General features: G+C 39.5%; 18 protein-coding genes and 1 tRNA gene. 9 read left to right on the top strand and 10 right to left on the bottom strand.

Features of this window, described 5'->3' with window-relative positions; translation table 11 throughout:
* Window positions 1-7 precede the first annotated feature (7 nt).
* The 5 genes from J2Z82_RS16935 to J2Z82_RS16915 form a co-directional block, all read right to left on the bottom strand.
* Window positions 8-310 (bottom strand): PTS sugar transporter subunit IIB, encoded by a 303-nt coding sequence (locus tag J2Z82_RS16935; protein WP_209481994.1) that lies wholly within the window; start codon window positions 308-310, stop codon window positions 8-10.
* 18 nt (window positions 311-328) lie between these two features.
* Entirely contained in the window at window positions 329-550 is a 222-nt protein-coding gene (locus J2Z82_RS16930) for a hypothetical protein (RefSeq protein WP_092491824.1), read from the bottom strand.
* Between the two features lie 224 nt (window positions 551-774).
* Window positions 775-3,408 (bottom strand): sigma 54-interacting transcriptional regulator, encoded by a 2,634-nt coding sequence (locus J2Z82_RS16925; RefSeq protein ID WP_209481993.1) that lies wholly within the window; start codon window positions 3,406-3,408, stop codon window positions 775-777.
* Window positions 3,409-3,746: 338 nt separating this feature from the next.
* A complete protein-coding gene (locus J2Z82_RS16920) occupies window positions 3,747-6,128 on the bottom strand; it encodes a penicillin acylase family protein (RefSeq protein ID WP_209481992.1) in 2,382 nt (793 codons plus the stop codon).
* A 289-nt stretch (window positions 6,129-6,417) separates the two neighbouring features.
* Window positions 6,418-7,266 (bottom strand): chemotaxis protein, encoded by an 849-nt coding sequence (locus J2Z82_RS16915; RefSeq protein ID WP_209481991.1) that lies wholly within the window; start codon window positions 7,264-7,266, stop codon window positions 6,418-6,420.
* Window positions 7,267-7,517: 251 nt separating this feature from the next.
* Here J2Z82_RS16915 and rfbA point away from each other — a divergent pair, with 251 nt between their 5' ends.
* The 7 genes from rfbA to J2Z82_RS16880 are packed head-to-tail and all read left to right on the top strand — an operon-like array spanning window position 7,518 to window position 14,189.
* On the top strand, window positions 7,518-8,450 hold the full coding sequence (gene rfbA, locus J2Z82_RS16910) for a glucose-1-phosphate thymidylyltransferase RfbA (RefSeq protein WP_209481990.1): 933 nt from the start codon (window positions 7,518-7,520) through the stop codon (window positions 8,448-8,450).
* On the top strand, window positions 8,443-9,459 hold the full coding sequence (gene rfbB, locus J2Z82_RS16905; protein ID WP_209481989.1) for a dTDP-glucose 4,6-dehydratase: 1,017 nt from the start codon (window positions 8,443-8,445) through the stop codon (window positions 9,457-9,459). The genes rfbA and rfbB overlap by 8 nt, the downstream gene beginning before the upstream one ends.
* Window positions 9,429-10,379: a glycosyltransferase family 2 protein gene (locus tag J2Z82_RS16900; RefSeq protein WP_209481988.1), complete on the top strand. Its 951-nt coding sequence runs from the start codon at window positions 9,429-9,431 to the stop codon at window positions 10,377-10,379. Before rfbB ends, J2Z82_RS16900 begins: the two co-directional genes overlap by 31 nt.
* A 49-nt stretch (window positions 10,380-10,428) precedes the next feature.
* Window positions 10,429-11,058: a GNAT family N-acetyltransferase gene (locus J2Z82_RS16895; RefSeq protein ID WP_245251771.1), complete on the top strand. Its 630-nt coding sequence runs from the start codon at window positions 10,429-10,431 to the stop codon at window positions 11,056-11,058.
* A gap of 2 nt (window positions 11,059-11,060) precedes the next feature.
* The gene (locus tag J2Z82_RS16890; RefSeq protein ID WP_209481986.1) at window positions 11,061-11,426 is read left to right on the top strand and encodes an EamA family transporter; all 366 of its coding nucleotides are present in this window, start codon (window positions 11,061-11,063) and stop codon (window positions 11,424-11,426) included.
* Between the two features lie 11 nt (window positions 11,427-11,437).
* Entirely contained in the window at window positions 11,438-12,550 is a 1,113-nt protein-coding gene (gene rffA, locus J2Z82_RS16885) for a dTDP-4-amino-4,6-dideoxygalactose transaminase (protein ID WP_209481985.1), read from the top strand.
* Complete coding sequence (locus J2Z82_RS16880) at window positions 12,513-14,189, top strand: DUF6044 family protein (RefSeq protein ID WP_209482018.1); 1,677 nt, start codon at window positions 12,513-12,515, stop codon at window positions 14,187-14,189. Before rffA ends, J2Z82_RS16880 begins: the two co-directional genes overlap by 38 nt.
* Before the next feature lie 548 nt (window positions 14,190-14,737).
* Here J2Z82_RS16880 and J2Z82_RS16875 read toward each other — a convergent pair.
* Both J2Z82_RS16875 and J2Z82_RS16870 read right to left on the bottom strand, forming a co-directional pair.
* On the bottom strand, window positions 14,738-15,178 hold the full coding sequence (locus J2Z82_RS16875) for a hypothetical protein (RefSeq protein WP_209481984.1): 441 nt from the start codon (window positions 15,176-15,178) through the stop codon (window positions 14,738-14,740).
* Window positions 15,179-15,203: 25 nt separating this feature from the next.
* A complete protein-coding gene (locus tag J2Z82_RS16870) occupies window positions 15,204-15,617 on the bottom strand; it encodes a hypothetical protein (RefSeq protein WP_209481983.1) in 414 nt (137 codons plus the stop codon).
* Between the two features lie 165 nt (window positions 15,618-15,782).
* On the opposite strand from J2Z82_RS16870, the gene J2Z82_RS16865 reads away from it, so the two are divergent.
* The gene (locus J2Z82_RS16865) at window positions 15,783-16,940 is read left to right on the top strand and encodes an acyl-CoA dehydrogenase family protein (protein ID WP_209481982.1); all 1,158 of its coding nucleotides are present in this window, start codon (window positions 15,783-15,785) and stop codon (window positions 16,938-16,940) included.
* 124 nt (window positions 16,941-17,064) lie between these two features.
* On the opposite strand, the gene J2Z82_RS16860 is transcribed toward J2Z82_RS16865, so the two are convergent.
* Together J2Z82_RS16860 and J2Z82_RS16850 are read right to left on the bottom strand one after the other, a co-directional pair.
* Window positions 17,065-18,798, bottom strand: a complete 1,734-nt coding sequence (locus J2Z82_RS16860; RefSeq protein ID WP_209481981.1) for a methyl-accepting chemotaxis protein — start codon at window positions 18,796-18,798, stop codon at window positions 17,065-17,067.
* Window positions 18,799-19,253: 455 nt separating this feature from the next.
* Entirely contained in the window at window positions 19,254-20,087 is an 834-nt protein-coding gene (locus tag J2Z82_RS16850; protein ID WP_209481979.1) for an aldo/keto reductase, read from the bottom strand.
* Window positions 20,088-20,328: 241 nt separating this feature from the next.
* On the opposite strand from J2Z82_RS16850, the gene J2Z82_RS16845 reads away from it, so the two are divergent.
* Window positions 20,329-20,418: transfer RNA gene (locus J2Z82_RS16845), tRNA-Ser, on the top strand.
* Window positions 20,419-20,466: 48 nt separating this feature from the next.
* Here J2Z82_RS16845 and uxuA read toward each other — a convergent pair.
* Window positions 20,467-21,540, bottom strand: coding sequence for a mannonate dehydratase (gene uxuA / locus J2Z82_RS16840; RefSeq protein WP_209481978.1), 1,074 nt, complete (start codon window positions 21,538-21,540; stop codon window positions 20,467-20,469).
* Window positions 21,541-21,566: the final 26 nt, after the last annotated feature.

The following is a 21,566-nucleotide window of genomic DNA, read 5'->3' as shown; positions in this document are numbered from 1 at the left end:
CTCCCCCTTATTTCACTAAATTTAATGCTTGATCAAGTACTTTATCGCCATCCATCAATGCGAATGCACGCTGATCAACAAGTTCTACCGGAATGTTATGCTCATCTGCCACTTTTGTAACTTCCTTCTTCAGGTGACGAACCTGTGGCTCCAATAATGCAACATCATATTCGCTTGCTTTCTGTTTAAACTCACCGGTTCCACCAGCAAAAGCTTGAAAATCTAAATCTCTTTTTTCTGCCGCTTCCTGAACCTTTTTAGCTAATTGACTTGAAGTTGCTCCCCAGCTGCATAAGATAATTAATTTCATGTAAGTCCACTCCTTAGATTAATTTTTTGATAGAATTTTTCTAGCTAATGCATCAACATTTTTGTAATGACCCATCAGCCAATATGAAAACCATGACGCTGCGAAAATAGTTAATGAAAATGCGACACCAATTCCCAGGATAAGGTTTGCGGAAGGCTGATTCGTTATGACTGAATACAGACCGTATCCCACCCAAATCAGTGAAAATGCGAGTGCATAAATAAATAGAAACTTTTTCATTTTATCCCTCCCCTTGTTATAGTCCCAAAATTGTTGTTACCTATACCTTTTTACAGAATTGAAACTTTTAACACATCTTACATATATCATAAAGCAAAAACTGTGCCAATATATATTAATCACACGGGTATACTCTTCTAACCCTTGTCATAGTAATAATGCTATATTTTAATATAAGTTAAAAAAGCGCACAAAAAAATGTGTGCAATAATTTCTGCACACATTTAACGAGAGAGCTTTACCAGTTCCTTACGTATTTCGCTTACTAGTTCAATCTGGAAAACTTCTTCTATTTTGTTATATAAAGGCGACCAAAGCTTATCCTCTTTGTCCGTAATTGCTGTTGTATTATCTAATGGAATAGATGATATATATTGTTCATTAGTACCTTTTACATTAACCGAGATAATCCGATCAACTAAAACACTTAAATGCATCCACATACCAAGCTCCCTATTCGTATCCCATCCATAGTAATGGCGAATCGGCGGAATAAACTCATTTAAGATTCCAGCAATTGTCTTCGGATTAATATAGGTAACAATTTCTCCAAGTCCTTGAACAATTAAATCATAAAGTTCTTCACTTGAAATATTTTCTTCCACGTTGGGGACTGTTGATTGACGGGTGATTTCCAACAGTTTCAACATTCTGGAAATACCCTCTTGCTGTAATAGCTCCCACGCTGGAATATATGGAATACCATCGATAGAAACAGGAACGGTCCCGATTATAGCAATCACTTCATAATAACTTTTCAAGTCCTCAAGGATAGACGTGTCTTTCGTGCTCGGATCAATCCTGACTGACCGAATCAATACATCCTGATCAAGTGTTGATAATTGATTCTCAATCCATGACTCTAGTAACTGTGCAGCACCCTCTCCAGTGAAACACACGGTAGCAATAAGGCGCTTTTTCTTAATATTAGCTGTCTCCTGTTCTTTTTCCATAAAGGTAAACATTGCCTTTTTAGATTCGTAATAGATGTCATCCAAAGTCTGATCAGAAACAAGCGATTTTCTGCCAGCTTCCAGAACCATTGGAAGATTAACGCTTGATAGAGTCTTAATCGGAACATCCAATTCGTGCTGAATTGTATCACCCATCGTAATCAGTGATCCGATATCAACTAGTAATAATGCACCTTTTATATGGTTCAGCCCAATAATTTTTTCCTTAACTCGTTCATATGTGTCTGCTGCAGCAATATCCAATGGCATATCAATTGCATGTATTACATTATTTCCAAGCAGATAATTCGTGACTTCGGCCATCGAGGATGCTGTTGACTTGCCATGGGTGACAAGAATAACCGCTATGGTTTGTTCAGAAGCCTGGCTGTAATTCTGCTCAGGTGTCAGAAAATGTGCAATGAGTTCCGTTTCGGATTTAGGCAAGTCTAGTCCAATTGTTTTTTTCAAATGTGCCGCAAGCTGGCTTGCTGCCTGACGATAGGCCTCATTCGGATGAATCATTTCGGGAATAGGAGCTTTATCAACATTATTCTTAAGGTGATTGCGATAATTCTGTAAATGCAAACCAATTACATATAGCTGATTCTCATGAATATTAATTGGCATAATATCCTTCAGTTGTTTCGCCGCATTCTTTAATGCCCAATACAAATCTTCCTCTATCAACTGCTGCCACCCTTGCTGCATTGAGCCAGGATGCTGATACTTTTGTGTTAAATCCTGTATATAATTTAAAACTACTGATTGAAGCCTATCATTTCCATTCTGTTGCGACCCCTTATCAAGCCGCTGATAAATATTGGGAAAAGGCTTATGGTCTGACTCATTTGCTTCAATTAGTTGAACCGCTTTTTGTTCATCCGTTTCCTTATGCATGAGTGCCATGTTTTTACCAGGAAAGTCTTCCATTTTGATTAGCACATTTTCCTCTTCTTTATTTAAATAACGTAAATAAGCACGCGCACAGACAATTTGAATATCACTCTTCAGCTGACCGATATTACCAGGACAATCATAAGTCAGGAATGCATTCCGACATGCATCTTCAATCGATAAATTAGTATTCATTTTCGCAGCTTCTTCAGCGAGGAAATGTTCAATCAATGCCTCGCGTTCTGATATTGTTCTTTCTCTTAAAGGCGGAACGTTCAACTTAACCGAAAAACGTCTTAATAATGTCGGCAGCAAATAACTTTCGGAATCCTCCGTTGTGGCACCTATCAGCGCAATGTTGGCAGTTCGTTCTTGTGTTGCCTCACCCAGGCGGCGATAAACCCCTTTATCTATTAAGTAAAACAACATTTCCTGGCCAGAAGGCGGAAGACGGTGAATTTCATCCAGGAAAAGAATCCCTCCATCTGCCTGTTCAACTAAACCTTTTTTATCCTCTGTGGCCCCTGTAAAGGCCCCTTCTTTAATACCAAAAATTTGCCCCACAAGTAATTCAGCATTTTGCGCATAATCTGCACAATTAAAGGCAATAAAAGGTACCTCCCTGCGCTCAGTTGACTTTTCTATCGCCATGTTGGATAGTTTTTCTGCTAAATAGGATTTCCCTGTTCCCGTTTCACCTGTCAATAAAATGGGGAGTGGCCTCGAAGGATACAAAAACGCTGCAGTTCCTGTCTCCAGAATTGGCTGAAGACTGTCACCTGCGCCAATTACGTCGGTTCCAGATGCTTTATTGCTGCTGGGAGTTTTTATTTTATATCTCACAGGCTTCCCAGGAATCTTAATGACCTTTTCCGCTTTTACCAAATCATTTAAATAGCGACTGGCTGTGGACCGGTCTATATTAAGCTGCTCACCAATATCACCCGCACTTAAGCTGTTTTCATCTGTATTGTTAAGTTTTTTATAAATATCCATTATGCGACTCATAGCATGCTATACCTCATCTATCTTAAATAATAGTAATACACCTTTAATTTTAGCAGGAATAGCACAAAAATGCATATTTGTTGGCTTTTAAATGAGGGATGAGGAGACCTTATTTGAATTAGAAAAAGCTTAGAGAAAAAATCTTCTCTAAGCACGCTTTCTTTTATTAGCGGACTCACGGGACGCTATGTTTGCAAAACAATGACTATTTAGTAGTCATCCAAGCATGGAAACACTTACATCCATCGTACTTAATAGAAGGAATTTTTGCCAAATAAGGTATCTGGTGTCCTCTAAACTTCATAATTGGATTTTCAGCCGAATTTGCTTTATATCTTTTAAGGTGTCAACGTTAATTCCATTCCTTTTTCTGCATTCATCTCAGTCACATGATACCCGCCGCCGACCCAGTCATTCATTTGGTTATGGTACCAATCACTCTTGAAGTGTCCAGCTTGCCCGGGACCAACGATATGATAACCTGTTTCCATATCATTTGTATCGATCACAAACCGCCATGATGCACCGTGATCAACAATACCAGTTTCGGAATCATAGCTCGCAGCCATTGGAGTAACACTGCTTCCCCCAACAGAAATCGGATCCTCGTTATTAAAAAAGAATTCCAGCACCGGACTTATATCTGACAATGGATGATAAAACTGAACCTTATGGTAGTCGCCCCATTTCCAGTCTGCTGGCTCTTTTCCATGTTCTTTTACCAATTTATCCATTGTATTTTCGAGTGACTGGCTTAGTAATTCCTTAATCCCGCCATTTTCCTGAATCCAAATCGAATTATTCCCTCTTCGCAGGAGTTCATCGGTTGTTTGTCCTCTGCTTCCAAACAAGTCCATGACATCTTCTGGAATTTCACCATCATATAAAATAGCTTCAATTTCATCCAGCCATTGGTGAAATATTAAAGGCTGTGATGCATCAACATTGTCCTTGTAATCCCAATTCAAAAGAAGTTCCATTGCTTTTTTCGCGTCATCAGTTAATTCCACACTATCTAACGTTTCAGCAAACATTGGTACAAACTCACGTGCCTGTAAATTCATCTTATCCATCTGCAACGCCTGCATATCTTTAGCCGTTAAATCATTACCTGCTGCCAGTACTTCAGCAATCCGTTCATAACGATACGGTTGCGCCCACATGTTGCTGATATGATAAGGATATTCGTCACCGATTATTTTATTGTTTGCAGTTGCAACAAAACCCTTATCAGGATTAACTACTGTCGGCAATTCATCAAATGGAATATACCCTTTCCAGTTATTCTCTTTTTCCCAGCCCTCGAGAGGTAACTGTGCATCCTCACCATTTTCATAAATAGGAATATTTCCATTTGCTTTATAAGCAATCGTCCCATCACTAGATGCAAACACAAAGTTTTGCGCTGGAGACAGGAACTTTTCCAGTCCTTTCTCAAATTCGGACCAATTAGATGCACGGTTTATTTCCAAAATGGCTTCAAGCTCTGTCGTTGCTTCTAGAGCCGTCCACCTTAAGGACATAACTGTATCCTTTGCGCTTTCATTGGCATGTTCTGAAATTATCGGCCCATGACGTGTCTCAATAACCTCGTAATCTATCGTTTCACCATCTTTAACCTTGATCGGCTCATCGATTACTTCAGCTTCTTCCCAATTATCTTCATACAAAAATTCATTAGGGTTATCAGGATTTCTCTTTTCCAGATACAGCTGCTGGACATCTGGCCCAGTATTCGTAACACCCCAGGCAATCTTCTCATTATGACCTAAAATAATTCCAGGAACACCAGCAAAAATAACGCCACTCACGCTTACATCAGGCGATTCTAATTGCATCTGATACCAAATTGATGGCGTCGCAAGACCTAAATGCGGATCATTCGCTAATAACGGCTGGCCCGACTTTGACTTTTCGCCACTCACAACCCAGTTATTGCTTCCATTAAAAGCATGTGGAATAATCGCGTTTTCAAAACTTGCTGCTACATCAACTTCATCCTCGCCTATGATTGTCGGCTTATTTTCAGGGTAAACAGGAAATAACTCATACGCCTTTTCTTCAGCAAAGTTGTTCAGAGCATAATAGTTAAATGCTTGACGCTCCCAATGACCACCAAGGTCAAACGCCATATATTTACCTATTGTCAACGAATCAACTGGTGTCCATTCAGCTGGTTCAGACCCCATAAGTGTAAACTCGACAGGCAAACTATTTTCTTCTTTTGCCTGTTTAATATACGCATTTACACCATCAGCAAACCACTGCAATACCTTCTTGCTTTCATCAGAATAGATATTATACGACTCCTCCGCTGCCCGTCTTAATCCAAGTGAACGAAAATACTTATCATGACCGACAGCTGCTTCGCCAACAATCTCACTTAACGTCCCAGATGCCTGCCTGCGTGACATTTCCATCTGGAACATTCTGCTTTGGGCCTGTATGTATCCTTGGGCCATGTAAAGATCATGATTATTTTCCGCCTTAATATGCGGGACACCATCCCCATCTGTTGTCACTGTCACCTCATTTTCCAATGATGGCAACTGTATTGTCCCTTCAGTCTCTGCTAGTGACTTATTTATGTATCCGTTTGCAAAAATGAATAAACTAAGCCCTATTGCCAGCAATACTCCGAGACTGATAAGAATTATTTTTTTCTTATTTCTTTTTTTCTTTTGTGGCTCCAAAATAACTTCCTGTGTTTGCAATGACATAGCCCCCTGTTTCTTAACAAGATAATACTGAACAAGTACAAATAAGGATTCCACTCCATGTTTAATCCAAGTTCTCTAAACAGAAAGATAAATCCTTTCTTACTGCATAATTGCAACTAAGGCTTATCTATATTAAAACCTGGCGATAAGCCAAGTTTTCTAATATCTATTATTATATTCATTCGATATATACCGACAAAAGTCCTGCAAATCTACTCAATATTTAACGGTAAGAGATCGTAGAATAGACTTGCTTAGAAAGGACAAGCTCATTTCAACAGATACAGGCCTAGTCATTTACAACCTTCCAAGTCCTGATCAACCCATCAGCAACAGCGCGAACCACTTCCGAATCTGTATCATATTTTGTATGCGAGAGCGGATTCCAGCTTGTCAGCAAGCCTCCAGCATTTACATCAACATCCTTTGTCACTGCTTGATTATATTCACCGTTCAGCCCCTTAAGCGGATATGCCAAAACGTCATCTTTATCATAAAAATTTAGCCACTCTCCTTTTAAACCTGGGTAAAGTTTCTCTAAATCAAGTGACGGAACAGCAATCGGTGAGCCAAAATCAATATATCGCATCGACCATAATGCCATTGGACTTCCCAACGTATAAAAAAGAGATAACGTCTCACACTGTTCAATCGGTGTCTGGTGGGTACACTTCCTCGTTTCTACTCCCATATTTTCACGTCTGAACTGTAAATCGTAAAAATAATTACTCGCGACTACAGTTCCAAGGCTATGACTGATGACACAAAGTGGTGCGTTTTTTCCAGCCCGTTCTTTTAACTTTCGAATGGCTTTAGCAACCAGCTTATGAACCTTATCATAGTTTTGCCCGCCCGAACTCGTAGGCTGGTACGCAACAGCATCGGATAAAAATTCAATTACAAATCGGCGCATCCGTGTATAATCCAAATCCTGATTCTGTTGCAGATTGTTCCAAAGCTCCTCCTGCTCACCTGCAAAAATAGCCGACCAGAACACAGGCTCAAACTCCAGCTCTGAGCTTTTTACCCCTAGCTTTTTCTCAAAGCGATTCGAAATACATCTAATCATTTTCTCAGCGAAATGTTTATCAGGAGTACCTGCTCCATGCAATATCAATATGGCAATTTTTTGGGTCATACGTCCCCTCCTCTAAATACCTATTAACCTACTAAACAAAACAGACTTCAATTACAAACAATATAGCCCATCTTCACTAAAAACAATCTCCTATTCGTAATAAAAATGCAACGAAAATGTAAGATTATTACAGCGGTAAAAAGGTTATATGTTTATTAACAGAGCCATTTCTGTAAGCAAAATATTATTTGACATAAACCGACATAAACCGGGAAGTGACAGGCACCACCACTATCAAAGGAGTGATTTTAATGAAGGGTATTATTCTTGCTGGGGGTAGCGGTTCGAGACTTTCTCCGAGTACTGACAGTATTAGCAAACATTTACTGGCTGTCTATGATAAGCCTATGATTTATTATCCATTATCAGTATTAATGCTGGGTGGGATTACAGACATCATGATTATTAGCACACCTGAAGATAAACCCCGCTTTAAGGACCTCTTGGGCGACGGCTCATCACTTGGCATCAACCTCACCTACATGGAACAATCCGATCCAAATGGGATTCCGGAGGCATTTATTCTAGCTGAGGATTTCATCGGAAAAGATGATGTGACACTTATACTAGGTGATAATATTTTTTATGGCCAAGGGTTTACGACCCTATTTAGAAAAGCACTTGAAAATCATCGAAGCGCAACGATATTCGGATATCGTGTAAAAGATGCTCATCGGTTTGGGGTAGCAGAATTTGATCATAATCAGAAAGTAATCTCCCTTGAGGAAAAACCGGAACAGCCAAAATCAGATTTTGCCGTAACGGGGCTGTATATTTATGATTACCGAGCTGTCCAGATTGCTAAACAACTACCCTACTCAGCGCGAGGCGAGCTGGAAATTACCGACTTAAATAAAGAATACCTAAAAGGCAGCCAGCTTGACGTGCAATTATTGGGTAGAGGATTTGCTTGGATGGATGCTGGAACACATGAATCGCTTTTCGATGCATCTGAATTTGTAAAAATTACACAGCAGCGTCAAGGTTTTAAAATTGCATGTCTGGAAGAAATCGCCTATTACATGGGCTATATGAGCCAAGAAGCACTTCAGAAAAAAGGGAAAGCAATGGAGAAGACCGATTACGGGAAATATTTACTCGAAATTGCTGACCGTAAACACACAGAACAATACTGGGAATCTATTGATCGCAATCCAATGTTGGGACTGGTAGAAAATGAATAAAACATTACTCATAACAGGTGGAAATGGATTTATTGGTTCAAATTTCCTCCATTACTTCTTGAAAAAATATCCCGATTATCAGCTGATAAATATTGATAAATTAACCTATGCAGGCTCAACAGCCAACCTTCGTGAAGTGGATAATTTTGAAAATTACCATTTCATTCAAGGAGATATTGCTGATGAAGTTCTCATAAAAAGTGTATTTTCTATTTACAATATTTATGGGGTTATCCACTTTGCAGCTGAATCGCACGTTGATCGGTCCATTGAAGATGCAGCATCGTTTATTGAATCAAATGTACTCGGAACAACCGTATTGCTTCAGGCTGCTCGTGAATCATGGGAAATGAAAGGTGAACTTGCAACAAGACGCTTCCATCATATTTCAACCGATGAAGTTTATGGATCACTTGGCTCATTCGGGAAATTTCATGAGGATACACCTTATGACCCCCGTAACCCATACAGTGCTTCTAAAGCAAGTGCCAATATGCTCGTTAAAAGCTTCGGCAATACGTATGGGATGAATGTTGTTATATCGAGCAGCTCTAATAATTATGGGCCCATGCAGCACGAGGAGAAACTGATACCGAGAATTATTTCAAAATCCTTAAAAGGTGAGTCTATTCCTGTCTATGGTGATGGAAAAAACGTACGTGACTGGCTTTATGTTCAAGATCATTGCAGGGCATTGGATCTTATTTTTCATAATGCAAAACCATTAGAGACATACAACATCGGTGGCGGAAATGAAATTACAAACATCGAACTCGCGATGAAAATTTGTGATATCCTGGACCATCTAAAACCCGAGAATCATAGCTGTAAAGAATTAATTGCATTCACAAAAGATCGCCCGGGACATGACAGACGTTATGCAGTCGACGATACTAAACTCAGGCAAAACTTGGGGTGGGAGCCAGCGATGGATTTGGATAAGGGATTAAAAAATACGGTTGAATGGTATGTGGAACAATGGGAACAAGTCACCCAACAATCTCTGTAGTCATTCCAGTATATGGATGCGAACCTTGTTTAAACCAACTTTATGACCGTATTAAAACCACCATCGAAAAAATCCCGGCCCACTTCGAAATTATCTTAGTAAACGATGCCAGTCCTGATAATGCCTGGGAAACCATTAAACAGCTAAGCGTAACAGATGATCGAATAAGAGGAATTGACCTTGCCAGGAATTTCGGGCAGCACCATGCAATAACAGCCGGCCTTGACTACACCACTGGCGACTGGGTTGTGGTGATGGATTGTGACCTACAGGACCGTCCAGAAGAAATCCAAACATTGTATGATAAAGCTCAAGAAGGATATGAGGTCGTATTTGGGCATCGTATACAACGTCAGGACAATTGGTTTAAGCGAAAATCATCACAGCTTTTTTACAGAGTCTATGACTATTTTACAGGCGGGAAATCAGACCATACCGCTGCCAACTTTAGTATCAGTTCCAAAAAAGTGGTAGATGGATTTAAGCAAATGCGCGAACAAAATCGCTTCTTCCCGCTTTTCATTCAGTGGATGGGGTATAAAGCGAGTAGCGTCCAAGTCGAGCACAACTCAAGGAAAGCAGGAAAAACCTCTTATAACATTAAAAAGCTGGTGACACTAGCAACTGATGCCATTATATCCCAATCAAATAAGCCGCTTCGCTTATCGATCCAATTCGGCTTCTTAATTTCGTTGGGCTCATTTCTTTACGGGATGTATCTATTTGCAAGATACTTCTTTTTAGCAGAACCAGTTCAAGGCTGGACTAGTGTCATGGTCTCCATTTACTTTATTGGTGGATTAATTTTCTTCAACTTTGGCGTTCTCGGGCTATACTTAGGCAAGGTATTTAATGAAACAAAGGCAAGGCCACTTTATTTAATTCGTGAGACGACAGAAGATAACGACGAACGGAGCTGATAATATGAAACACCTACGGGAAACCCCTTGGGACAAGAGAAATTTTAATATGGACACATTTGAAGTAACCGGAACATTTGAAGAAGCACTTCAGGAAACAAATAAGTATGATGGACACTACACGCTTAAGATTGGCCCCTTGGAAAGTCCGGAGCTCCTTCTTAAATATAATTTTTATTATATGGACACTTTAATCGAGCCCTTATGTAAAAAAGAAAACTTACACCTTTTCGATAAAGATGCTACATCAATTACGAAAGATTATAATCCATCTGAGATTATTCTAATAGCGGAAGAATCGTTCAAGCACGGTCGGTTTCATCGTGATTTCAATATCCCTAATTCGATGGCTGACACTCGCTACATGAATTGGGTAAAGGATCTTCAAGAGAAGGATCAGATTTTCGCTCTCATGTATGAAGATGATATAGCAGGGTTTTTTGCTTATGAAGATGACAAAGTTCTTCTGCTTGGAATTAAAGAGGAATACCGAAGCAGAGGTCTTGCAAAAGCATTTACGAGCCAAGGCTGTGCCGAGCAATTTAAGTTAGGGTATAACGAGTTACGGACGTCCATTTCAGCTGCTAATGTAGCTTCATTAAATCTATTTTATTCACTTGGCTTTAGGCTTATCAATACAGTCGACGTTTACCATAAAGTAACCGGACCAGGTGTGTAATCATGGGATATCTTTATATTTTTGGCACAATATTCTTCACCGTTTATGGCCAAATTGTTTTAAAATGGAAGATTGATAAAGCAGGCTTACTACCAGAAGCACTAATTGATAAAGTATATTTCCTCCTGCATTTATTACTCAATCCTTGGATTCTTTCCGGTTTCATTTCAGCATTTATCGCATCCCTTTTCTGGATGGCGGCAATGACAAAATTCAATATCAGCTATGCTTACCCTTTTATGAGTCTGTCATTTGTTCTGGTGTTTCTGCTTTCCGTAATTATTTTCGGAGATCCCGTAACTGTAAAAAAAGTAGTTGGATTATCGTTAATTGTTGCGGGCATTATCGTTACAAGTCAATCGTTGTGAGGTGATTAATTTTGATTCCGTTTAATAAACCATGTGTAATTGGAAAAGAAGCAACAGCAATGAAGGAAGCAATTGAACAAACAAAGCTATCCGGAAATGGACCTTTTGGAAAGAAATGTACCGACTGGCTTGAAGCACGACTGCAGTGTGAGAAAGTTATTCTGACACCATCATGTACAGCTGCACTTGAAATGACCACACTGTTAACGGAAGTTGGAGAAGAAGATGAGGTCATCATGCCATCGTACACATTTGTTTCGACAGCCAATGCATTTGCACTAAGAGGAACTGCAATTCGCTTTGTTGACATCGAACCTAATACGATGAATATCTCACCGGATGCAATTGAAGCAGCAATAACCAAGCGTACAAAGGCGATAGTTGTTGTTCACTATGCAGGTATATCCTGTGATATGGATGCAATAATGGACATTGCAAATCGCTACGGACTATGGGTTATAGAGGATGCAGCCCAGGCATTGTTCAGCACGTACAAAGGAAGACCCCTTGGTACCATTGGCCACTTTGGCGCGATAAGCTTTCATGAAACAAAGAATTTCACTTGCGGTGAAGGTGGTGCCTTAATTGTAAATCGCCCTGAGGCAGTTGAACGCGCAGAAATTTTACAGGAAAAAGGCACAAACCGGGAGCAATTCTTTAAAGGAATGGTAGATAAATATACTTGGCGTGATGTTGGTTCATCCTATTTATTGAGTGACCTGAATGCAGCATATCTATCTGTTCAATTACAGCATGCCGACTTGATTAATAAGAGCCGATTACGTGCATGGAGGCAATATTACGATGCGTTAACTGATTTACCCGAAGTTGAAGTTCCGTACGTCCCATCAGAATGCCAACACAATTCCCATATGTTTTATATAAAAACCAATCAGCAGCAGGAGTTGATTGCATACCTTAAAAAACATGACATAATGGCCGTAACACATTACGTGCCGCTGCATTCGTCACATGCAGGAAAAAAATTTGGAAAGTTTATTGGCGAAGATCAGTTTACCACAACTGAAAGTGAAAAAATTGTTCGCTTACCTTTATATTTTGGAATAGGAGAAGAGGCTGTAGATGATGTGGTCACCCATACACAAGCTTTTTTCAACACCTAAATTAATAACGTTAGCATGTCTGGTGATCGTCGCCTATCTGCTTCCATATTACATTCTTGGTGAAGACACACATATTCGCGTGCACGACAATTTAGACTCAAACATTGTCTGGTACAAACTGCTCGTAGAAAGTGGACAGCTATTTTCACCAGGAACACTACCAAATGTTATTAATGGACTGCCACGAAGTTCACTTGCCACACCATTTGATGCAATGGTATGGCTTTATGTACTTTTCGAACCGATGACAGCTTATACGATTGGGCAAACAATCATGCGGTTTGTTGCTTTTTATGGAATGTATATTTTACTTCGAAATCGTATCGGAACACCATTAATTTCAGTTGGTGCAGCACTATGTTTTGCACTGCTGCCATTTTGGCCATCAGGTCTCTTATCAATTGCAGGACTTCCGCTTGCTTTACATGTATTTTTAACAATCCGCGAACATGGGTGGAACATCAATAAATATTATTGGCTAGTATTATTCTTACTGCCGTTTTTCTCAAGTTTTATCCTTACATTTGTATTTTTCTTAGGTCTGATGGGTGTAGTTTGGTTAATTGATTGGATACGATTAAAAAAGTCCAACTGTGCATTTTTTACCGCGATTACCTCTATGACAGTTCTCTTTTTGATGAAAAATTATTTGTTACTTTATTCCATGTTTTTTAGTGATGGATTTACATCGCACCGGACAGAAAATGACCTTGGACATAATGATTTGGCAGAGACATTGGAGTTATTTTCCCATAATTTCATTAACGGACATACGCACGACATGGCAGTCCACACCAAAATCATCATCCCTGTTATCGGTGTTGCATTCCTAGTTGCAGCATATCGTAATCTGAAACCGAAATTATTACTTAGCTTAATTATATTCAACGCCTTGATTTCACTCTGGTATGCATTTTGGTATTGGGAAGGATGGCGTGTATTAAAAGATGAAATAATGATTCTGAACACGTTTAACTTCAGCAGGATACATTTTCTCGACCCGATGATTTGGTATATCTGCTTTGCGTTGGCATTGTGGATTCTAAGGAAGCATATCCGATTTGGAAAAATTTTAGTAGTCATGGTAATTGTTGCCCAATGCAGCATCGTGTTTTATTTAAATGAAGAGAATAAATACAGCAGGATTGGGACTCCAACATTTGCAGAATTTTATTCAGAGGATTTATTTGATTCGATTGAAAGTTATATTGGTAAGGACCAATCCAAATACGAAGTTGTCAGCATTGCTATGCACCCAACCATTGCTCAATATAACGGATTCTATACACTTGATACGTATAACAACAGTTTTCCATTAGAATACAAGCACAAATTCCGAAAAATAATCGCACCCGAACTTGAAAAAAATTCTAACCTAAAGAATTATTTCGATACCTGGGGCGGCAGACTGTATATGTATGTAAGTGAGCTCGGCGAAAATTATCGATTCACAAAGCAAAGTAACAAAGAATTAGAAAATCTCAATATAAATAGTGAGGCACTGTCTAAGTTAGGTGGAGACTATGTGTTCTCTGCCCTGCCTATTTTGAATTACGAAGAGAATGGGCTTAAATATGAGCGGAGCTTCGAAAACAGTGAATCCCCGTGGAAAATTTATTTATATAAAGTTGTCGCTTGACCTTGAGGGGAGCGATTTTAGATGGGGCTCGCTCGACTTTGAGGCGTCGTCGCTCGACTTTAGGGCGTCGTCGCTCGACTTTGAGGCGTCGTCGCTCGACTTTGAGGCGTTGTCGCTCGACTTTGGGGCGTCGTCGCTCGACTTTGGGGCGTCGTCGCTCGACTTTAGGGCTTCGTCGCTCGACTTTAGGACGTGGTCGCTCGACTTTGAGGCGTCGTCGCTCAACTTTTGTGCGTCGTCGCTCGACTTTGAGGCGTCGTCGCTCGACTTTGGGACGTCGTCGCTCGACTTTGAGGCGTTGTCGCTCGACTTTGGGGCGTCGTCGCTCGACTTTAGGACGTGGTCGCTCGACTTTGGGATGTTGTCGCTCGACCTTGAGGCTTTATCGCTCGACTTTGGGGCTTTGTCGCTCGACTTTTGGATGTTGTCGCTCGACTTTGGGGCTTTGTCGCTCGACTTTGGGGCGTCGTCGCTCGACTTTGAGGCGTTGTCGCTCGACTTTGGGGCGTTGTCGCTCGACTTTGGGATGTTGTCGCTCGACTACAGGTCTACTTATTATAGTCCCAAAGTATTTTCCACTCCTCTTCAATCACCGTTGCGTAAATATCCTGGACTATATGAAACCTGCCATATTTACCTTTATAATCTTGTGTCACTGTCACTTTATAAACTAGATCAATCGGTTCTGCTCCTTCTTCAATTTTCCAGTTCTTTACTTCCACTGCTTCATCTAGAGAGTAAGTAAACGTAGTAACACCAAAGTGATTCATGAACACGTGTGCACGATCCTGCAGATAATGCCCTTTATCAAACTTCTCTTTCATTAATGGATGAAACATCGCCCAGGAATCAGAAAAGGCCCCATCCTGTTCATATGCATAAAACATGTCAACAGCCCCAACAGCATAATCTTCAGGAGACTTATCAATGAGAAAATATATGGTAAAACCAATACCTAGGGTAACCACTAACAGCAGCACTATCCTCATCGTATCCCTCCTAATCGACTGGCAATTATAGTCCTAATTTAACCCATAACTTATCCCCGATAACATTGAACCCTTTGACATTTCCAACCGGTATATCTCTAATCCTGTTAATACAATTCAAATCAATCATTATCATATCTTTTTTATAATTTAAAAAAGGTGGTCTGTTGAATATTTTACTTTTTAGCCACCCTAAATTAAGCGGTGTTATCCTATTAATTTGAAAATACAGCAACCGCTTGTCCGCATACATTGGTTTTAAATCTATTTCAAAATACATATTAAAGAACAGTTTTTTAGCCACACCGCTGATCCGTATTAAATCATCTTCCATGGATATAGATAAGTCCTGCACAGAATTTTGCTGAGCCAGTCTTTTTTCAAAGACTCTTAAAAGTAAATTTGACGAAATTGGCAGGTTTACTCCAAAACTGTTCATTAGATTCTTCCTTTACGAATGCCGTTAATACCATTTTATTCGGGGATGGGAGAAATATTATATAATATACCTTACCCAGTCTAAAATCTTGAACTTTCATAATCTAAATGAAATAATACAATTAATAAATCCGACTATTTTTATCGGAAATACAGGAGGTTGAATATGAAGATAACTGACCTAAATACAATTGAAGAACGCATAAAATTAATGGAAGAAACAGTAAGACCTTTTACAGATAGGTCCAATGAGCATGACGAAAATGGAACATTCCCTTTTGAAAATTTTAATGAACTAAAAGAAATTGGCTATCCAGCAATTACAATCCCTCAAAAATATGGAGGGCTCGGAATCTCTCTCTATGAAATGCTGCGTCACCAGGAAACAATTGCCCAAGCAGATGGTGCAACAGCATTATCTATCGGCTGGCATATGGGAATCACCAAGCATAACGGAGATAACAATAGCTGGAAAGATGAAAAATATCAGGAATTTGCAACAGACGTTATTAAAACCGGAGCACTGCTAAATGGCGCTGCAACTGAACCAGCAACGGGGAGTCCAACCCGTGGAGGTAAACCTGAGACTACAGCAAGAAAATCTGATGAAGGTGGATGGGTTATTACGGGGCGAAAAACATTCACGACAATGGCGCCAATCCTCTCCTATTTTCTCGTCAGTGCTTCGATTGATGGAACCGACCAAGTCGGGAACTTCCTCGTCAAACGGGAATGCCAAGGTGTGACGATCGATGAAACTTGGGATTCTATAGCAATGAAAGCTACAGGCAGCCATGATCTCGTTCTGACAGACGTATATGTGAATGATGATGATCTGGTTGGATATCTCACACCAGGCAAAAAAAGCCCAGCAGGATGGCTGCTTCACATTCCGGCATGCTATCTTGGGATAGCCAAGGCTGCCCAGGCGTATGCTGTTAACTTTGCAACAGAGTATTCGCCTAATAGTATTAAAGGAACAATATCGGAACTTCCAAACGTAAAACAAAAAATAGGAGAAATGGAACTACGTGTCATGCAAAGCTCCAGTTTTCTGTATGATGTAGCTAAAAAATGGGATGAAAGTAGTGATGAGGTACGCGCATCAATGCAGCCAGAGCTTGGCGCAGCAAAATTATCCGTTGTGAATCAGGCAGTAGAAATTGTTGACCTGGCAATGCGTATCACCGGTGCACGGAGCCTATCCAAACAAAACCCATTGCAGCGCCATTATCGTGACGTAAGAGCAGGTATCCATAACCCACCAATGGATGATATGACGATCATGCAACTTGGGGATAAAGCCATAGCACAAAACAGCTAGTATAGTAAAAGGATCGTTCGCATTTAATAGCGATCGATCCTTTTTTAATGTTAGGAAACTATCCAAAATCAGCCACGTCCAGCTCCGACGTACAGGACGTATTAGTGCTTTTGTTCATCAATCCTTATAATTTAAATTGTCTTACTAAGCCATTCAATTCTTCTGCTAACTTGGCAAGGTCCTCTGAGCTTGCTGCCACTTCCTCCATTGAACTGCTTGTTTGCTGCGCCGAGGCAGAAGTTTGCTCAACGCCCGCAGCAGATTCTTCAGAAATAGATGCAATTTCCTCAATAGACCCATTCATTTCCTGACTCCCTGCTGAAATTTCGGATAAATTTTCAGATACCGTGTTTATGCTATCAACCATTTCTTTAACGGCTGTATTAATTCCATTAAATGTCTCACTTGTTGTTTTGATTTGGCCTGTTCCTTGTTCAACCTCACGATATCCGCCTTGTAACGATTCAGATACTGTGGTTGATTCATTTTGGATACTTGCCACAATTTCTGTAATATCCGTAACAGAAACGGAAACCTGTTCGGCAAGCTTCCGTACCTCATCAGCTACTACAGCAAAACCTTTTCCATGCTCACCTGCCCGGGCAGCTTCAATTGCTGCGTTCAACGCTAGAAGATTTGTTTGTTCGGCAATATCCTTAATTACCGAGACCAATTTGGATATTTCCTTGGATTTGGAATCCAAACCTTCCACTTTTTCAACAGCATCTTTAACAATTTGGTCAATCTTAATCATTTGTTCTGTAGAAGACTCCATCAGCTGACTACCTTTATCTGTCATACCAAGTACATCACTTGAGGCTTGTTGAATACGCTCCCCATTATCATTAGCTTCCATAACCTTAGTTGAAAATGATCCCATAACCGTGGATAGTTCACTTGCGCTGTTAGCCTGTGTTTCCGAACCAGAAGATAACTCCTGCATAGTCGTGGCAATTTGTTCAGATCCTGACTTTACCTCATTGGCCGACTGGGTAAGTTCTTCACTTTGGCTGTTTACCGTTTCCGAAACATTTGCCACCTGCTGAATTACACTTCGCAAGTTTGTACTCATTGTGTTTACTGCCGTAGCAAGTTTTCCAATTTCATCTTTTCCATTGTATTCAATTGTTTGAACAGTCAGGTCTCCATCGGCAATTTTATTACTTACTTCAACTACCCTATTCAGGTTATGTGAAACTTTACGACTAACTATGTAAGCAAGTATTCCGCCAATTATGATAGCTGTAACTACAGATGCCACCTGGATAATAAGTGTCAAATTCTGACTTTCCTTCGTTTGTGTTATTGCTGCTTCACGTTCTTCGTTAACAATGGACCGCAAACTCTCCAATAAATCCACTGTTTCAGACCTAAGTTTGTTCGCTTGCGTTACATAGTGCTCAGCAGTTCGCTCATCACCATTTTCAATGGCATCAACAATTCGTTGTTCAAACAACTTATCTATCAATTGGTCATTCTCAACAATTTCATCAAATAACTTTTGCTGTTCCTTCGTATCCATTTTATCACTCAATTGAGTTTCCAATACATCGAACTGATCGCTGCTCGCCGCATATTCATCAGCAATTTCCTGATCCTGACTATTAAGATATTCAACAATTCGAATACCTTTAGACCTTGTCAGTGAACCCATTTCAGTAAGATTGATGGACCTGTCTCCTCTTCGTTCCAATGCATCAACATTATCGCCTATATTTGAAATTAACATTGTTGCCGCTCCAGTTGAAGCTCCAAATAAAGTAAAAATTAAAATTAGAATAAGACCGTACTTCTTCCCAATCGATACATTCTTAAAGTTGAACTTTTTGAAGTTGAATTTAAATTTGTTTTTAAACATTCCCGTCTTCCCCTCTGTCTCTATTAACCTACTATTATGTTATTCTCTCCTATTATTATCGGCACAAAGTACCTGTTTGTTTATAATAAAAAAGCTATTCTACTAAAATAATAGAATAGCCACAGTTAAAGAGAGATAATAATGTTAAGTCGTTTGGCAGTCAAGTCGATCATAGCAGCTTCAATACGTTAAACCCATAACTTTGCGTCCTGCCTTTATTCGTCATCTATAGGACTTTACTAATGGTACTAAAAACATACAGAATTTATTACCAATTAAAAATCAACAAATTTCTGTATATGTTGGAAAGATTATGAGCTGCGGGGGCATAGGGCTTGCCCGCATAAAGCGAGGATATTTCCAAGTCGGCATTATACAACCTTAAAAAAAGTTCTCTTATCGCCAGTCCTTACTGGAGCAAGCTTTATTATGCAGGAATCTTTACTTATAAATTATTACTCACCATCAAAACTGTCAGGATTTCCACCACTGCGATCATTAATATTTAACCCGCTGATCTGTTCAACTTCTTCTTCCGTTAATGCAAAATCAAATATATTCGCATTCTCGATAATCCGATGTTCTTTTACCGACTTAGGAATTGTAACAACATTCGTTTGTGTATCCCACCGTAAAATTACTTGTGCTGTAGACTTCTTATATTTTTCGGCAATTTTAACTATAGTCGGTTCATCTAAGAGACCACCTCTTTTAAGCGGAGACCATGCTTCTAGTTGAATACCTCTATTTTCACAAAATGATTTCAGCTCTGGCTGCGTAAGGTGAGGATGATGTTCCACCTGATTTATTGCTGGTCTAACATCACAATCAGCTAAAAGACTTTCTAAGTGCTGGACATGGAAATTACTCACACCAATTGCCCTGACCTTTCCCTCTGCATACAATTTCTCCATTGCCCTCCAGGTCTCTTTAAACTTCCCACTGACAGGCCAATGAATTAAGTAAAGGTCAAGATAATCTAACCCAAGTTTTTCAAGGCTTGATTCAAAAGCATTCAAGGTATTATCATAACCCTGCTCATCATTCCACACCTTTGACGTAACAAAGATTTCCTCTCTCGGTATTCCGGATTGCCTAATCCCTTCTCCTACTCCTATTTCATTATCATAGAAAGATGCAGTATCAATACTTCTGTAACCATGGGTAAGAGCTGCTTTCACAGCTTTAGTTGCTTCCTCTCCATCGTCAACTTTATAAACACCTAGGCCAAAGCCAGGCATCTTGACACCATTATTTAATGTTACCGTATCCTGAAGACTATTTATCATAACTATTACCTCCACATAAAAATCTATACTTAAATTCTAGCTTACTTTTCAGCCAGAACTCAAATTCTAAGAACCATTTACCAGTAAAATTTTGGTTGAACTACATACTTGAAGAAAACAAAAAAATGGAGTATTATCTTTATTGTTAGAAAACTTGGCTTATCACCAAACTTTAATGGCAAAAGCCTTAGTTGAACTTATGCAGTTTGAAAGTAGTTCTTTCTTAAACTGCAAATTTTATGGAGAAATACCCAAGTCTGGCTGAAGGGGATGCACTCGAAATGCATTAGGGCGGGCAACCGTCGCGTGGGTTCGAATCCCACTTTCTCCTTTTCTATCATAATAGATAAAACCGGATAGTGAAAACACTATCCGGTTTTTACTGACTTTCCTTTTTAAGTCTTTCAAATGAATCCCATAATCCCCATAAATACATAATTCCAAGCGCTCTATCATAAAGCCCATAACCTGGTCTGCTTTTTTCTCCCCAAATATGTCTTCCGTGATCCGGTCTAACATATCCAGAAAAATTTGATTTATGATAACTCTTCACTACATTATATATATCAACACTTCCATCGTCTGTACGATGGGAAGTTTCAATAAAATCCCCATTTTCATATGTTTTCACATTTCTAATATGAGCAAAGTGAATTCGGCTTGAAAATTCACGAACCATACTAGTAATATCATTATTAGGATTTGCACCGAGCGATCCACTACATAAAGTTAAACCATTATAAGGGTCATCAACCAACTTTAAAAACCTTTGGATATTTTCCTTACTTGTTATAATTCGCGGTAAACCAAATACTGACCAAGGTGGATCGTCGGGATGAATTGCCATTTTTATATTGTTTTCTTTAGCAACTGGTATAACTCTCTCAAGAAAGTATTGAAGGTTTGACCATAAATCTTCCTCTGTTATCTGTTTATATTGTTCAAACAGCTTAGATAAATGTTCAAGTCTTTCTGGCTCCCAGCCAGGCATAGTAAACGATGAGTTATTAGAAATCATTTCCACTAATTCCATTGGATCAGATTCCTTTATTTTTTCATTTTCAAAATATAAGGCTGTTGATCCGTCCTCCATCTTCTTAAACAATTCAGTCCGTGTCCAGTCAAAAACTGGCATGAAATTATAACAGATGACTTTCACACCCGCTTTTCCCAAACTCTCAATAGTCTTTATATAGTTATTGATATATTGTTCACGTCCAGGTAATCCAAGCTTTATATCTTCATGAATGTTAACACTTTCTACAACATCTATATTTAAGCCCTTATTCTCTACTTGTTTTTTCACCTCTAAAATTTTATCCTCAGGCCATACTTCTCCTGCCGGCACATCATGAAGAGACCATGCCACGCCTTCTACACCAGGTATTTGTTTGATATGTTCTAACTCAACCGTATCGTTCCCTTTTCCAAACCACCTTACTATCATTCTCATATATTGTTACACCTCTATTCATCTTT

Origin of the sequence: Virgibacillus litoralis (assembly GCF_017873675.1) — a bacterium.
In the GTDB taxonomy this organism is placed as follows: domain Bacteria; phylum Bacillota; class Bacilli; order Bacillales; family Amphibacillaceae; genus Lentibacillus; species Lentibacillus litoralis.
Note: the sequence above shows the minus strand (reverse complement) of the source record. Positions and strands in the feature narration are given on the sequence as shown.